The organism is Segatella copri, from assembly GCF_019127135.1.
In the GTDB taxonomy this organism is placed as follows: domain Bacteria; phylum Bacteroidota; class Bacteroidia; order Bacteroidales; family Bacteroidaceae; genus Prevotella.
Window position 1 is genome coordinate 1 of the sequence record NZ_JAHOEA010000029.1, and the last position, 15,118, is coordinate 15,118.

The window sequence follows — 15,118 nt, forward strand, 5'->3', positions numbered from 1 at the left end:
CAACTTCTTGATTTTCAATCAAAGTCCAATTTAGAGCGAGTTAGATTGTTTAACATGTCATGTAAGGAAGCACAAATCGGGTCCAGATATCATCGTATGTTACTACAAATCAGAAGAACAGCAGATTTTATTTGGAAAACAGCAGATTTTATTTGGAACCAACAAACCTGTATTTCACTTTCGCCATCGGATAATTATCGTTCAGACGTAAGATGATGCGGTAGATATTATCTTTCCATTGCGTCTTCATGATGCCATCCGTCATCTGTACCTTTTCTACGGATGCCGAAAGATACTGCGCATCATATTCCAAACGGACCATACCACCCTGAAGGAGGATTCTGCCCGCTTTCTGGACCACCGGCTTGCCGTATGCCATCAGGATAATCTGATTGTCGAATACCTGACCGTTCAGTCGGTCTTTCTCTATCTGCAGGGAGTCGAGCTTATACTGTTCGGTAATCTCCACCCAGTCATACTCTCTGTCCAGGGCGATGGTACGCTGCCATTTTTCCACATGCGCCCCATCGGTATACGCCTTTTCGAGATTCAGAGTCAAGGAAGATACGCCATCTGCAAAGACATGATTCACCTTCTCGGCACGATACTTCCTGCCATCCTTCTGCTCCAGACCGTTGATGATAGGAGCATTATGATAAGCCGAACGGCAGTTCATCAGTTCAAAACGCTGGTTGCTGAACGATTTCGAAGTATAAGTATCACGCCCCAGGTCGATAATCACCGGCTGATTGTTGCGATAAACGATGAAGTTTCCGATATCGTTGTGGTTATGACTCTCGGCATTGTTTCCGCCTTTCGCTGCCACAAACCAGCTTTTATTGCTCGCCACCATAATCTGCGAGTTTTCCAGATAAGCATCCTCCGTCTTCGGCTGCTCCGCCTTCGTCTGCTGCAACTGCGGCAACATGGAAAGCAGCATCAGTTCTCTTCCCAATTTCGGATAGTTGCCCGATTTCAGGAAGAGCGTAGAAGGCTTGAGGGTATACTGATATTTCTTACCCACATAAGCCGCCAGCTGCATCATCTGCTCGTTCTGGAGATAGGCTCCATAAGGAAAGAGGATATTGATGTTCGGAACATTCTGAGCCTGGGCATCAGAGAAATTCACGAAGGTAAGGTCGTTGATATACATCGTAGTGATGAACCTACCCATATTCTCCACCTTCTTCTTCTGAGCATCAGTCAATGTCAGGACCGCCTGCTTAGGAGCAAACTGCATGAAATAGAGCGACTCGAAGAATGAAGCCCCGGCACAATCCCAATAACTGACACCTTCCTCGCAACCGCCATCATCAGGATAGCCCTTCATAAAGGTTCGCAGACATTGCTGCACTCCCTTGAAGGCAGCATCGCGCTGCTTGGCATCCTGCTCGCAGATAAGTACCGTCTGCAACCAGTTGGCGGTAATCCAGGTATTCCAGTTGTTGGCATTGTTCTTCCAGCCCTGAGGCTGATTCAATGCAGGTAGAAGGAATCGGCGTTCTATCTCGCTTCTCACCTTTTCGCAGAGTCCCTTTTCCTTACGGCTGATTTCATCTTCCAGCATATAGAGGGTCCAGGCAAGCATGCCTGCTGTCTCGGCATTGAAGAGATCTACCGGCTGGATATCCTTTTCAGGATGGTCTTTCGGATAATGCGCCGGAATGCCCCACCAGGGTTCCTTCTCTATAAAATAATGTAGACCCTTGCGGATGGAAGGCAGAAAACGCCCCCTGCCCTGCATGATTTCTGCCATCACCAGACAGACAAACTGTTTTCTGATACCAAAGCTAGCCTCCTCGTATCGGGTGCGGTTACCATTGGTTCGGAACTCAGCAAACATCGAGTTTGGAATGGCATTCCAAGGTTTCTTCTGATAGAGATTACCCAAACGGATATAGTCGTTGCGCATCGCCAGAGGCACCTGCTTCTGCCAATACTTGTCCTTAGCCTTCGGGAAAGGCACAAAAAAAGCCTGGGCTTTCATCAACATGGATGAAAGCACCAAGCCTATTATCATTATCAATTTCTTACTCATATCGTTAACTTTTTGCGTACAAAGTTACGAAGTAATAACAAGACCGAAGTCTAGAAAATGATAATTTTAGAGCAAATATCGCTTTAAGCGGTATTTTAAGAGAGAGATTCACATTTTCCTCAGTTTATCCACCCACAGCAGACTACTTCCTCAAAGAATTGGCAGTCAGTTCCAGAAGGCTCTGCAGATAATCATCGTCTGTATCCTTCTTCATCTTATTCAGCGAAGTGGCGCAGAATTTCTTCTCGTCGGCATTCAGCAACTTGCCATAACCCTTACAGAGCTTGACTATCTTGTTGGCTACACCCGTCTGGAGGGTACGTCGAGTTACCTGATTTCCAAAATAAGGGTATTGGTCTCTGGCATTCTTAAAGGCAGCACGGAGCGTGTTGAGTTGCACCATAAACTCTGCCGCATCCTTTGGAGGAGTCATCTCCAAGTCATAACTGCGAGCCAGATTCCTGTTATACCTGATGTTGCCCAGGGAAACAAGAGAATCCAAACCTTGGTTGCCCAGGGAAACAAGAGAATCCAAACCTTGAACCGCATTCATCTTATAAACTAATGACTTCTTATAGGCTTGCGGATCCTTGGAGTAGAACTTATAGACACTGCCCAATACCATATCATCCTTTCCTGGATACCATACCAAGGCATAAACATATCGCATGGTAGAATCCTTGCTGTCACGGAAATACTGCAGGTTATAGTTGCGGTCCTTATGAGTACCAAACTCATAGGTCGTGGAATTGTTATTCCCATATCCCACCCGATTCGTCTCAATGCTGGCAGAGCCCGCTTTCTTGGTAAAACTGATATAAGCGAGACGACTATTGCTCAACAAAGCCTTATGAAAGGTATCCACCATTTTCTGCTTCTTCCCGGGAACGGCAAACTCAAATCCCTTCATCATACCTATATTATAGGTATTCATCGTGGAAGAAGTAACGAGGTCGTCCTGCAACAAATCCTGTACGAATTTATCAAATGCCTGGTCGATGGACGGTATAGGCTTCTGGGCATGGCAAGCCGAAGAGAGCACCATCAGGCAAGCCACAAATGCTAATTTAAAAGTTGTTTTCATATTCTTCTTGTTTTAATTGTTTCCTGTTAATAAACCTCCTGGTCATCACTCACATGGTCCTCATCATGCACATTCTCCTCGCTTTCGAACGAGGCACTGGCTACATCGGCATTGAGCGACTGGGTCTGAAGAGCATCGACGAGATAGAGCTTGAAGAACATTTCGTTCTGCTGTGCCTCCATCTCCCGGAGATGCTCATCGGCAAGCTTTTCCGGCTCTGCCAACAAAGAATCGGTAACAATATTCTGAGCTATCCAAAGCTTTGGAGGAGCTGGAGTAAACAGATGCTGCCGATATTTCCCAGACTTGTGCTTCCTTGTTTTGGGAGATACGGAATCACCCGACCTTTTTATCTTTTCGGGCATGGAGAGATTGGCATCTGTAGATTTCTCCTCGTGGACAGCTGCTGAATCTGTATGTTCCTGATTCGTTCTGCCATCGAGTTGAGCCATCTTCGAATCATCCTGATGCCCTGTCTGTCGCCCTATCCGGGGAATAGCAAGCACAAAGAGCAGGGCGATGGATGCAGCCATACCAATCGGCAACCATAGGCGACGCATTCTTGCCTTTGCCTTCGGATGAGCATCTGCAACATGATTCTCTGCCTGATGGTCGAGAGGCATTCCCTCGTCGAAATATCCAAACATCATCTGGTATTCCTTCAAGTCATCGCTCACATCGGGATGCTGCCGGAACCACTCCCCTAGCAGAGCCTCCTCTTCCAGAGAAGTCTCACCAGCCATAAACCGGTCGAGCAACTGCCGTATATCTTTTTCTTTTTCGTTCATATCCAGTTTCCTCCTTTATTGATTATACCTATTTAAAGGGCTATCGACATCTTTTTCTGATTTCCTGCAACATCTGCTTTCTTGCCCTAGAGAGCAACACAGATACAGATTCAGGGGTGATGCCTACGATTTGCGCTATTTCCTCAAAGCTTTTCTTCTCTACCTGTCGCAGATAAAGCACCTGATATTGGTTGGAGGGCAGAGCCTTGAGGCGTTTTTGCAGCCACAGCTCGTTCTCCGAGTTTTCCACTTCCACATCGGGCGGCGCATAGTGGCTAGGCGACTTATCGAAAGGCTGGGCATCTATCGAAATCATCTTCCGCTTGCGAAAGAAGTCGATGCAAAGATGCTTGGCGATGCAACCCATCGAACCTTTGGCATGAGCAGCAGACTGAATATCATCCTTGATGGCCCAGAGCTTGAGCATCGCATCCTGTGCGATATCCTCAGCCTCATCGCAGCCAACACCATAACCTTGACTGATCTGCAAGGTTATCTGCCGCAACTGCGGAACGATATGGATGAATTCATTCTCTGTCATTAGCTCTCTTTTGCTTTATTTATTCAAAACTACAACATAAACGGAAAAGAAGTGTTTTTCTTAACGAGATTAACTTATATTAACGAGAAAGCCTGGCAAACGTCATTGCCAAGCTTTCTTGATTTAAAAAACTATTTATTACTTATCCATAAACGACAAGCCCTGATAGAACCAGACATTCATCTGGTTGGCACCACGATGATTCCAGGCATAGTAAGGGATCAGGGTGAGGTTCTGAACCTTGACAGAAATGACACCTTCCTTCTTTTGGTCCAAAATATGAGCAAGTGTAGAAATTGCCTTGACTTTGAAGGCAGGAGCACCCTTGGTCTCCTTGTTCTCAATGCTGTAGTTATCTACCAGCGAGAAAGACGGCTTCTTATCCATGATGGTGCGGAGTACAGGCTCGTTATCGTTATCCACAGCCTCAGCGCAATAAACCAATGGTCCACGCTCTACGGCAACCTTTCCCTTGTCATCTGCCACCTTGCCATTAGCAACCACAGTACGTACAGGCATATCGAAGTGGATGCGGATGACATCGCCCTTCTTGATGTTCTTGACTGGGAGATAACCCTTGTTGGCTTTGAGGTCAGCTTCAACAGCCTTGCCATTTACAGTTACGCTATAAGCTGGTTTCTCTACATCGCTATACTTGTAAAGGTCGCTAGGAACCACCTGGTTGCGAACCCATCCAGGAATGCGGACCAGAAGGTTGGCATTCTTCACACCACTCTTCTTCACAGCAATCTTGATGTCACCGTTCCAAGGATACTCGGTAGTCTCCTCCAGAACCACATCCTTGCCATTCACCTTGATGGTAGAAGTATTACCGGCAAAGAGGTTTACGTAGATGTTGTTATCCTTCACACCATAGAGATAACCCGGTACGGAAGGGATGAAGCGGCTCAGGTTACTTGGGCAGCAGGCACATCCGAACCATGGCTGGCGGGTCTTGGTATTATCAGCATTGAAGGCATACTTGCCGTCGCTTGACAATGGGTTAGGATAGAAGAATCTACCACCATCCATACTCATACCAGAGATGACACCATTATATAAGGTACGCTCCAGGCAGTCGATATACTTGCTCTCGCCGTGAAGGAGGAACATGCGCTCAAAGAGGTAAACCATAGAGATGGCTGCACAGGTCTCATTGTAGGCAGTCATGTTTGGCAACTCATAATTCTCGCCAAATGCCTCACCGGCATGGCGGGCACCTACACCACCTGTAAGATAGTATTTCTTGCCGACGATGTTTTCGAAGATACGGTCGATAACCTTCATATAGGCAGAATCCTTGGTCAAGGCAGCCACATCAGCAATACCAGCATACATATAGCCGGCACGAACAGCATGACCTACCGCCTCTTTCTGCTCCAGGATAGGAGCCTGGCTCTGAGAATATGGGTTGCGGATATGAGTCTTGCCACGATAATCGAGCAGATATTTAGCCTCATCCAGATACTTCTTCTCACCGGTCAGGGTGTAGAGACGTGCCAAAGCCATCTCAGCAATCTGATGACCAGGAACGATGGTAGCCTGTCCTGGCTTAGGACCTACTTCCTTCACCACGCAATCAGCATAACGCTTGGCGATATTCAGAAACTTGGTGCTTCCGGTAGCCTGATAGTGAGCACATGCAGCATCTACCATGTGACCGAGGTTGTAGAGCTCATGGCTCAAATCCTCGTCCTTCACCCAACGCTTGTTTCCCGACCACTGGTGTGGATGCTTTGGGTTGATGGTACGGGCTGTATAGAGATAGCCGTCAGGCTCCTGAGCAGCACCTACTACATCGAGTACGCTGTCGATATAAGCCTTCAGTTTCTTATCTGGATAAGTCTGGAGGATATAGCTGGCACCTTCGATGGTCTTATAAACATCAGTATCATCGAAAGAGAATCCCATAAACTTGCTTACATCCCACTCCTTGGTGTTCAAACCCGGATGGTTAGGATGCTGCAGGGTATAGGCAGCCATCTCGAAATTCTTGTAACGGTGCTCGCTCTCGCACTTGCTGAAAGCCAATGGCACAGTTACCTCGCGGGCAGCCTTCAGACGGGCACCCCAGAAGGTGTTCTGTGAAATCTTCACACTGGTAAAAGGAACTTGAGTAAAAGGATAACCATTACTCAATGTCTTTGCATTCTTCTGCGCCATCGTTGGCATTGCCACGGCTGCAGAAAGCAAAACTGCTGAAATTAATCTCTTCATTTTTCGAATAGGTTTAATTTAATTTATATTATTGTTTGTCATTTCGGTTGCAAAGATAAGAAAAGTTTCCGAATATAGTGTACAATAAACAATAAAAAATAGGTAATTATCGGTTAAAAACCTATCAAACACCTATATTTATATCATATTTATCGCTATTTCTTGTTACAATCGTTTTTTTATCTTACCTTTGCAGGCAAATTAGAAATACAATAATATATCAAATATGAATCATCTTCCATACCGTGCCATCGCCCTTGATCTGGATGGCACCCTGACCAACCACGACAAGGTGGTTACCCCGAAAACCCGCGAAGCGCTGCTCCAGGCAGAAGCCGAGGGTGTTGTTATCATCCTTGCTTCAGGCAGACCGACCTACGGCATCGAACCGGTGGCTGAATGTCTGGAACTGGATAAGCGAGGCGGCTATATCCTATCCTATAATGGCGGAAACATCGTGAATGCCAAGACTGGTGAAAAACTCTTCGCCCAGTTCCTGCCAGATGAGGTGATACCTATATTATATAGGTACGCGAAGGAGAAAAATCATGCCCTTCTCGGCTACGCCGGCAACGAGATTATCACCGAAATGCCCGACAACCAGTATGTGAAGGAAGAATCGCGCATCAACAAAATGAACATCCGAAAGGTAGAAAACCTGTTCGAAGCCCTGGAGCCTCACCCTACCAAGCTCCTCATGACAGGCGACCCGGCAGATATGCTCAAGGCAGAAAACGAGCTTTCTGAGATTCTGGGCGACAGGATGGACATCTTCCGTTCAGCCCCATTCTTCCTGGAGCTGGTTCCCAAAGGCATCGACAAGGCAAAGTCCCTGCTCCGCCTTCTGGCGAAAATCAATCTCACCCCAGCCGATATGATTGCTTTCGGAGATGGCTACAACGACTTGAGCATGCTGAAACTGGCAGGCATGGGAGTAGCCATGCAGAATGCAGCACCAGAGGTTAGAGCCGAAGCCGACTACATCACGCTTTCCAATGAAGAAGATGGCGTAGCTGCTGCTTTGGAACATTTCTGTAAAAAGTAAAAAGGTAAAAAAGTAAAAAGGTAAAAAGAAACTAGGGAGATTATACCCCACTAGACTTTTTTACCTTTTTACTTTTTTACCTTTTTACTTTTCAACAATCAGTCCACCCTTAGGCTGCATGACCACCTTCAGGTTTCCCTTCTTATCCACCTTTACGGTCTTCATCTGAGAAACAGGCCAGAGTGCCTTCCTATCCTTGCTGGCTGTTTCATAATAATAGGTAACGCTCTTGCCGGCAAGCATTGGCAGATTCAGGGTGAGCTTCATCACCTGGTCGGTGCCGTTCAAACCAGCCACATACCATTTATCACCATGACGACGAGCTACAACCGCATATTTTCCAGGATAACCGGCGATGAACTTGGTCTCATCCCAGGTAGTAGGAACGCTCTTGAGGAAATCAATCTCGTGCTGAGGAAGTTCAGAGAGATTATTCGGATAGATGGCGATACACTGGATGGCAGCCTGGTTCATGATAGCCGAAGCCATCTCGAAAACATCAGTAGTATAACGGCGATGACGACTCTTGTTATCCTTGGAGAGATACTTGTTCATGATGGTACCACCCCAATCCATCGCTCCCACGGCGTTGCGGCAGAAAGGATGCATGGTCAGTTCGAAAGCCTCCTGCTTGGCATGATAATCAGAGAAGAATACATTCTCAGAAGCCAGGACTGCCTCGCTGGAAACATAATTAGGATACATGCGCTCCCAACCTCTTGGCAGGGTACAGCCATGGAAGATAACCTGAATGCCGTAATCATTGGCATCGCTGAGGATATCCTCATACTGCTGCATGGTGTGCTGCTTGTCGCCACCAAAGAAATCTACCTTGATACCCTTGATGCCGATACTCTTCATCCAAGCCATTTCCTTCTTTCTTGCCACGATGTTATCCATGATGCCACGAGGTCCCTGAGGTGCATCGTTTGCCACACCATTAGAGTTATACCAAAGCATCAGACTTACATTCTTGCTCTGCGCATACTTGCTCAACTCTGCTATCTTGTCTCTACCAATCTGGGTATCCCAGAGCGCATCAACCAGCACATATTCGTAACCCATGGTAGCAGCCAGGTCGATGAACTGCTTTTGGTCATTATAGTTGCAGGAACCATCCTGCCAGATGAGCCAGCTCCAGGCATACTTGCCTGTTCCGTATTTCTGGGAAGCCTCGAATCTTGGCTCCACCACATCGTATGGAATGGTGGTCTCTACCAATGGCTTCAAATCAGAGCCCACGGTAATAGTGCGCCAAGGAGTTGAACCCGGAAGAATAAAGGTGCCCGATGTAGGCCCGATGCCATCTGCCTCTTTCTCCATTGGGAAGGCAATCTGATAACCCTTGGCTGCATCGTAATCGCTGATGTGACAACCCGGATAGTTGCCGTGAGTACCCGTCTCGCTGACCAATACCCAACCATCGGCGCCTACCTTGAAAAGGCATGGGAAAGTATAACCATGACCATAACCCGATTTGGCAGTAAGAGGCTGATCCACCTTATAATCTTCTTCATAACTTGGTTTGGTACGGGCAAAACCGATAAGCGGATCCGACTGTGGACAAAGGTAAGTGGTGGTTACCTTTGGAAGATTGAAGGCAGTTTTCTCTTCATTCACGATGATATGCTGAGCCTTCAGTTGATCAAAAGTATAACGGAATGCCACGTCATTGTTGCTTACATTAAAGGTAACGGTCATCGGCTGTTTCTTGCCATTGATGTATGTTACATGAAGCTGGTTGGCATGATAATCTACATGCGAAAACTTGGCGGTGCGGAGGTCATAACTCTTCTCTACCTTCGCCTCTTTCTTGCCCTGATAGGTCAATCCCTGACTGAAATCGCCTACATTAGCCAACAGACCGAGTTGAGATTCGTCCATCATCTGTTTGCCTGCATAGCTGATGGAATAATAGAGTTTGCCATCGTGGTCTTCTACCACGACATTCAACTTACCATCAGGAGAGCTGACAGTATTCTTCTCTGCGTATGCACCGATGCTCGCCATCAATGCCAGCGCTACTGCTAAAACGTTTTTCTTCATTTTCAGATAAAAGTAAATAGTTTATTTGTTACTATGTTTTTATGCTTAATTACATCGGCAAAGTTACAAAAAAGGAGAAGAATAACAGCATCTCTTCGTGATTATTTGTTCACGAATCGTGAAAATGGAACGAAAGCCAAAGAAAATGTAACACAAAACAAAGTTCATATTGTCCTTCATCAGACCAATATGCCGCAAAGATAATGCAAATGAGCGCAATGAAAGCTTGCTTTCAAATTGCCGAGTGCAGCTTATCTTATGCAAAGTTAAGCAATATTATCGAATAAACAAAAATTAAACCGAATTATTTTGTATTTTCTTCAAATAATAGTAACTTTGCACGAAATAAACTATACACATATCAGCAGTTATGTTACAACTTGACAATTTCTATAAGGCTCGCTTCGTGCTGAGCAAGGTAATAAGAAAGACTGAGCTGGTTCACACGCCAAGAATCAACCCAGAGAGTGATGTTTATTTGAAACCAGAGTGCCTGCAGAAGACCGGTTCGTTCAAGATTCGTGGTGCTTACTATAAGATTTCACAACTCACCGATGAAGAAAAGGCGAAGGGTGTGATAGCCTGTTCTGCGGGCAACCATGCACAGGGTGTAGCGCTGGGAGCTACAGCCATGGGCGTCAAGAGCCTCATCTGTCTGCCTGAAGGTGCTCCTATCTCCAAGGTAGAAGCAACCAAACGACTGGGTGCTGAAGTCTGTCTGGTACCTGGCGTTTACGATGATGCCTACCAGAAGGCGCTGGAACTGAAAGATGAGCATGGCTACACCTTCGTTCACCCTTTCGATGATGAGAATGTCATCGCCGGTCAGGGCACCATCGGATTGGAAATCCTCGACCAGCTGCCAGATGTAGAAGCTGTCGTCGTTCCTGTAGGTGGCGGCGGTCTGATTTCGGGTGTAGCTTTCGCCATCAAGTCGCTGAATCCTAACGTCAAGGTATATGGCGTTCAGGCAGAAGGAGCAGCAAGTATGGTCCAGAGTCTGCACGACCATAAACAGGAGAAGTTGCCTTCTGTAGCAACTGTAGCCGATGGTATTGCCGTAAAGGAACCGGGCAAGATTACCTTTGAAACTTGCTCCAACTATGTAGACGAAATCGTAACCGTGAGCGAGGATGAGATCTGTGCAGCCATCCTGAAACTCATAGAGAGCGAGAAGATGGTAGCCGAAGGCGCCGGTGCGGCCAGCGTGGCAGCCGTAATGTACAACAAGGTTCCGGTGAAGGGCAAGAAAACCATCTGCGTGGTAAGCGGCGGTAACATCGACGTAACCATCCTGAACCGCGTCATCACCCGTGGTCTTGCCAAGAGCGGCCGTCTCTGTACTATCGAGATGGAGCTGGATGACAAACCGGGCGAATTGGTAGAGGTTTGCTCTGTCATCGCCGGATTGGGTGGCAACATTACCGGTGTTCACCACGACCGTTCTGCCAACCGCAACAAGGTGAATGCCTGCGTGCTCCGCCTGACGATGGAGACTCGCGACGAGGAACACGTAAAAGAAATCAAGGAGGCTTTGGAATCAAAGGGATTCCATCTCTGGATAGTATAACCGTGCAGAGACTTACAAAAATCCATAAAATATAAAAAGAGGGTGCGCCGTCAGTTGATAGCGCATCCTCTTTTTATATATCATTAAAAGCTTTATTACCATCAAGCTCTTTTGTTATTGAGCTTTATCTTTAATAGAGCTACTTTACTTCCTTGAGCAAGCAAGGGCGAACCTTCTCGGTTACACCAGCTTCCTCAGTAATTACGGTAGTGAGAGGCTTGCGATCGGCAGCATTCTTTGCCACCATCACCTTGTAATCACCAGCCTCAACCTGCCACTGACTATCAACCTCATTGAAAGAAGCCAGGTTCTTGTATGGGATGTCGATAGTAACTGTCTCCGACTCACCAGGCTGCAAATTCTTAGTCTTGGCGAAACCACGAAGTTCCCTGGTTGGTTTATCCATATCCTTGCCAGGAGCTGCCACATATACCTGAACAACTTCCTTACCAGCTACCTTACCAGCATTCTTCACAGTCACCAGGACCTTGATATTGCCCTGTGCATCCTTCGTTACCACAGGTTTGCCATACTTAAAGGTAGTATAGCTCATACCATAACCAAAAGGAAAAGATACAGGCACATTCTTAGTCTGGTAATAACGATAACCTACATAAACACCATCATTATACTCGGTGTAATCCACATTCTTCACGTTACCCTTGCTACCGATGCCCTTGCCCATAAACATACCAAGCACATCATCAACCTTGACAGTCTCAGGGTTAGGGAAATCAGCCTTAGAAGGAACATCGTTATAACTTACAGGCCATGTCATAGGAAGACGACCAGAAGGATTCTCCTTACCCGCCAAGATGTCAGCAACACAGTTACCACCCTCCTGACCAGGCAACCAAGACAACAATACAGCATCAGGACCACCAATCCAACTCTTGGTCTCAATAACGCCGCATACATTCAAGATGACAACCACCTTCTTACCGGCCTTATGGAAAGCGTTGCAAACGCCAGAAATCATATCCTTCTCCTCCTTGGTGAGATTGAAGCTATCAGAAACCTTTCGATCCAAGAACTCACCAGACGACTTACCAATAGTGATGATTGCCATATCGTTGTTTTTGACGGCAGCAGACATATTCAATTCAGCAAGGCTCATCTCAGGGATGAAGTGACCAGGCAAGAAAGCCTCCAAAGGATTCTTTGGCTTTGGCAAGTTCGCCTTTGCCTTTGGAGCATACTCTATGTATGACTTATGGATATCGCCATCCACCTGATAGCCAGCATTCTTCAAACCATCCAACAAACTTACCACATAAGCATGGTTAACATTGCCAGAACCAGTACCACCAGCTATGAAATCATAAGAAGTATTGCCGAAGAGAGCTATGTTCTTAATCTTCTGAACGAGTGGCAATACATTCTTGTTATTCTTCAATAACACCATTCCCTCGGTAGCGGCATTGCGAGCCACCAAAGCATGTCCCTTCAAATCAGGGTTGTTGTCGGCAACATACTGCTTGAAACGAGGAGTCTGCATGATATACTCCAAGATATGGCGTACATTGCGGTCGAGGATTTCCATCGACAGGCGACCATTGAGCACAGCCTTGCGAATCTCCTTCACCTGGTCTGCCTTACCTGGCATCAACAGGTCGTTACCCGCTTCCATCTGGGCAGCTGCGCTAATACCACCAAACCAGTCGGTCATCACCATACCCTTGAATCCCCACTCATGGCGAAGAATCTCTGTTATCAAGTCACAACGCTCACTAGACATCGTACCATTGATGAGATTGTAAGAAGTCATCACTGTCCAAGGCTGAGCCTCCTTGATAACGATTTCGAAAGGTTTCAAGTAAATCTCACGGAAAGTACGTGGATTACCGATAACATTGTTACGAGTACGATTGGTCTCCTGGTTGTTCAGTGCGAAGTGCTTCAACGAAGTACCGACATCGTTGCTCTCGATACCATTCACCATAGCAGCACAAATGGTACCAGCCAACAATGGGTCTTCTGAATAATACTCAAAGTTACGACCACAAAGAGGATTACGCATAATATTGGTAGCAGGTGCCAACAAGACATCTACGCCATAATGCTTCACCTCGTCTCCCATAGAGGTACCTACAGAATACACCAAGTCTTTGTTCCAGGTAGAGCTCATCACTGTAGCCACAGGGAAGTGGGTACAGTAGAATGTCTTGTCGGTATTCTTGCGCTTAGGGTCGATGCGAAGACCAGCAGGACCATCGGCTACAACCGTAGCAGGAATGCCCAGACGCTCAATACCATTCACCTGACCTGCGGCACCCTGTACCAACTGACCTTGGTTACCAATGGTAGCCTCCATCTGGCTCTCATACTTACCCGAAGAACCTACCACCAACTGAATCTTCTCATCAAGAGTCATCGCATTGATGACATCCTGAATAGGAGACACACCCAACTTTGGGTTCTGTGCTTGCACTACGAAAGTCGCAGAAAAAAGCACACATGAAGAAACTAATAATTGTTTTATCATTGTCTATATCTTATTTTTTTAATAATCTTTTACAAAACTCTTACTTGAAAAACTTATGTTATCATTTGAAAATCTTCTGTGCGAACTCTGTAAGATACACACGCCAATTACGCCAGATGTGTCCACCCTCCGTCTCCAAATAGGTATATTTATACCCCTTCTCATCGAAATAGCGACGCAAGCCGGCTGTACTCTTATACAAGAAGTCGGTCTTTCCCATACCTATCCAATACAATTTTGGCTTGTTCTTAAACAAGGTTGCCAACTGCTGCTTCGCCTCCTCGTCCTCTTGCAGCATCTTATAGAAATCGCTGCGAAAATCGCCAGTCTTTCCCACATGCAAACCAGCGGAGAATAGACCAACGTAATCAAACTTATTAGGGAAACGGCGAGAGATGTCAAAGGAGTGTCCACCACCCATTGACAAACCGCAGATGGCACGATGCGCCTTATCCTTGCCCACCTTGTAATGGCTCTCCACATAGTTCATCACATCAGGGAAGCTCTCATCCATCGTAGCCACCGCCTTGGCACCTTGGTAACCATAGAAAGAAGGCACATACATACCTGCCGACCATTCGCCAGGAGCAGCCTGACAGTTAGGGTTGCCATTGGTCATCACCACGACCATAGGCTTAGCCTTACCAGTGGCAATCAAATTATCAAGAATATGCTGTGCACGACCTAAAGTAGTCCAAGCATCCTCATCGCCACCTGCGCCATGAAGCAAGTAGAGCACTGGGTAATCCTTTCCCTTGTCGTAACCTGCTGGGGTATAGACGGTCATACGACGCTGCATCTTGAGCGTAGGACTGTCATACCAAACCTTCTGCACATTGCCATGAGGCACCTCATTGACGGTGTAGAGGTCACCACAGTCGCCTTTCTTGTCTGACAAGATAAAAATATTGGTTTCCGAAGTGATGTCACGAGTGATATAGACGCTTCCAGGATCCACAATCTTCACACCATCCAAGATGAGATTATAAGAATAAAGCTCAGGAGAAAGATTAGTGCTGGTAAAGCTCCATACTCCTTTGTCATCCTTCACCAAGTCTGCCACTCCCGGTGCATCATACTTTCCCACAGGGGTATCAATCTGCTTGGTAGGCAAGAAGTCGCCCGTAATCTGCACTTTCTGTGCATTGGGAGCCTTGAGACGGAAGGTTACTGTATGGTTGGCGTTTAACTCTGGAGAAACCACAGGTACGTTGTCGAACAAAGCTTGTTGTGCAAAGCTGCTCATGCTCAAGAGCAAGGCTGTTGCCAAAAATGTTATCTTTTTCATTGTGATGTTGTTTGAA

At 46.5% G+C, this 15,118-nt stretch carries 10 protein-coding genes; 2 read left to right on the forward strand and 8 right to left on the reverse strand.

Going from position 1 to position 15,118, the window contains the following annotated elements:
• Positions 1 to 148: 148 nt before the first annotated feature.
• From KSW37_RS08920 to KSW37_RS08940, 5 genes are all read right to left on the reverse strand, one after another.
• Positions 149 to 2,038, reverse strand: coding sequence for a heparinase II/III domain-containing protein (locus tag KSW37_RS08920; RefSeq protein ID WP_217314195.1), 1,890 nt, complete (start codon positions 2,036 to 2,038; stop codon positions 149 to 151).
• A gap of 142 nt (positions 2,039 to 2,180) precedes the next feature.
• Positions 2,181 to 3,122 carry a hypothetical protein gene (locus tag KSW37_RS08925; RefSeq protein ID WP_217314196.1) on the reverse strand — a complete coding sequence of 314 codons (942 nt, stop codon included), beginning with the start codon at positions 3,120 to 3,122 and terminating at the stop codon, positions 2,181 to 2,183.
• A gap of 26 nt (positions 3,123 to 3,148) precedes the next feature.
• A complete protein-coding gene (locus KSW37_RS08930; protein ID WP_217314197.1) occupies positions 3,149 to 3,910 on the reverse strand; it encodes a hypothetical protein in 762 nt (253 codons plus the stop codon).
• A 40-nt stretch (positions 3,911 to 3,950) separates the two neighbouring features.
• Positions 3,951 to 4,451 carry an RNA polymerase sigma factor gene (locus KSW37_RS08935; RefSeq protein ID WP_144154066.1) on the reverse strand — a complete coding sequence of 167 codons (501 nt, stop codon included), beginning with the start codon at positions 4,449 to 4,451 and terminating at the stop codon, positions 3,951 to 3,953.
• A gap of 138 nt (positions 4,452 to 4,589) precedes the next feature.
• Positions 4,590 to 6,668 carry a glycoside hydrolase family 127 protein gene (locus KSW37_RS08940; RefSeq protein ID WP_217314198.1) on the reverse strand — a complete coding sequence of 693 codons (2,079 nt, stop codon included), beginning with the start codon at positions 6,666 to 6,668 and terminating at the stop codon, positions 4,590 to 4,592.
• A gap of 226 nt (positions 6,669 to 6,894) precedes the next feature.
• Here KSW37_RS08940 and KSW37_RS08945 point away from each other — a divergent pair, with 226 nt between their 5' ends.
• Complete coding sequence (locus tag KSW37_RS08945) at positions 6,895 to 7,713, forward strand: Cof-type HAD-IIB family hydrolase (RefSeq protein WP_217314199.1); 819 nt, start codon at positions 6,895 to 6,897, stop codon at positions 7,711 to 7,713.
• 84 nt (positions 7,714 to 7,797) lie between these two features.
• Here the strand turns inward: KSW37_RS08945 and KSW37_RS08950 are convergent, their stop codons facing one another.
• A complete protein-coding gene (locus KSW37_RS08950) occupies positions 7,798 to 9,759 on the reverse strand; it encodes a glycoside hydrolase family 97 protein (protein WP_217314200.1) in 1,962 nt (653 codons plus the stop codon).
• A 370-nt stretch (positions 9,760 to 10,129) separates the two neighbouring features.
• On the opposite strand from KSW37_RS08950, the gene ilvA reads away from it, so the two are divergent.
• Positions 10,130 to 11,329 carry a threonine ammonia-lyase gene (ilvA, locus tag KSW37_RS08955; RefSeq protein WP_119229456.1) on the forward strand — a complete coding sequence of 400 codons (1,200 nt, stop codon included), beginning with the start codon at positions 10,130 to 10,132 and terminating at the stop codon, positions 11,327 to 11,329.
• A 139-nt stretch (positions 11,330 to 11,468) separates the two neighbouring features.
• Here ilvA and KSW37_RS08960 read toward each other — a convergent pair whose 3' ends face one another.
• Together KSW37_RS08960 and KSW37_RS08965 are read right to left on the reverse strand one after the other, a co-directional pair.
• Positions 11,469 to 13,811, reverse strand: coding sequence for a glycoside hydrolase family 3 C-terminal domain-containing protein (locus KSW37_RS08960; RefSeq protein ID WP_437183120.1), 2,343 nt, complete (start codon positions 13,809 to 13,811; stop codon positions 11,469 to 11,471).
• 64 nt (positions 13,812 to 13,875) lie between these two features.
• Complete coding sequence (locus KSW37_RS08965; protein ID WP_217314202.1) at positions 13,876 to 15,102, reverse strand: esterase; 1,227 nt, start codon at positions 15,100 to 15,102, stop codon at positions 13,876 to 13,878.
• Between the last annotated feature and the right edge of the window lie 16 nt (positions 15,103 to 15,118).

Bases quoted from the DNA above. Each gene is read 5' to 3' on its own strand.
- KSW37_RS08920 (WP_217314195.1), bottom strand. From the start codon at position 2,038: ATGAGTAAGAAATTGATAATGATAATAGGCTTGGTGCTTTCATCCATG.
- KSW37_RS08925 (WP_217314196.1), bottom strand. From the start codon at position 3,122: ATGAAAACAACTTTTAAATTAGCATTTGTGGCTTGCCTGATGGTGCTC.
- KSW37_RS08930 (WP_217314197.1), bottom strand. From the start codon at position 3,910: ATGAACGAAAAAGAAAAAGATATACGGCAGTTGCTCGACCGGTTTATG.
- KSW37_RS08935 (WP_144154066.1), bottom strand. From the start codon at position 4,451: ATGACAGAGAATGAATTCATCCATATCGTTCCGCAGTTGCGGCAGATA.
- KSW37_RS08940 (WP_217314198.1), bottom strand. From the start codon at position 6,668: ATGAAGAGATTAATTTCAGCAGTTTTGCTTTCTGCAGCCGTGGCAATG.
- KSW37_RS08945 (WP_217314199.1), top strand. From the start codon at position 6,895: ATGAATCATCTTCCATACCGTGCCATCGCCCTTGATCTGGATGGCACC.
- KSW37_RS08950 (WP_217314200.1), bottom strand. From the start codon at position 9,759: ATGAAGAAAAACGTTTTAGCAGTAGCGCTGGCATTGATGGCGAGCATC.
- ilvA (WP_119229456.1), top strand. From the start codon at position 10,130: ATGTTACAACTTGACAATTTCTATAAGGCTCGCTTCGTGCTGAGCAAG.
- KSW37_RS08965 (WP_217314202.1), bottom strand. From the start codon at position 15,102: ATGAAAAAGATAACATTTTTGGCAACAGCCTTGCTCTTGAGCATGAGC.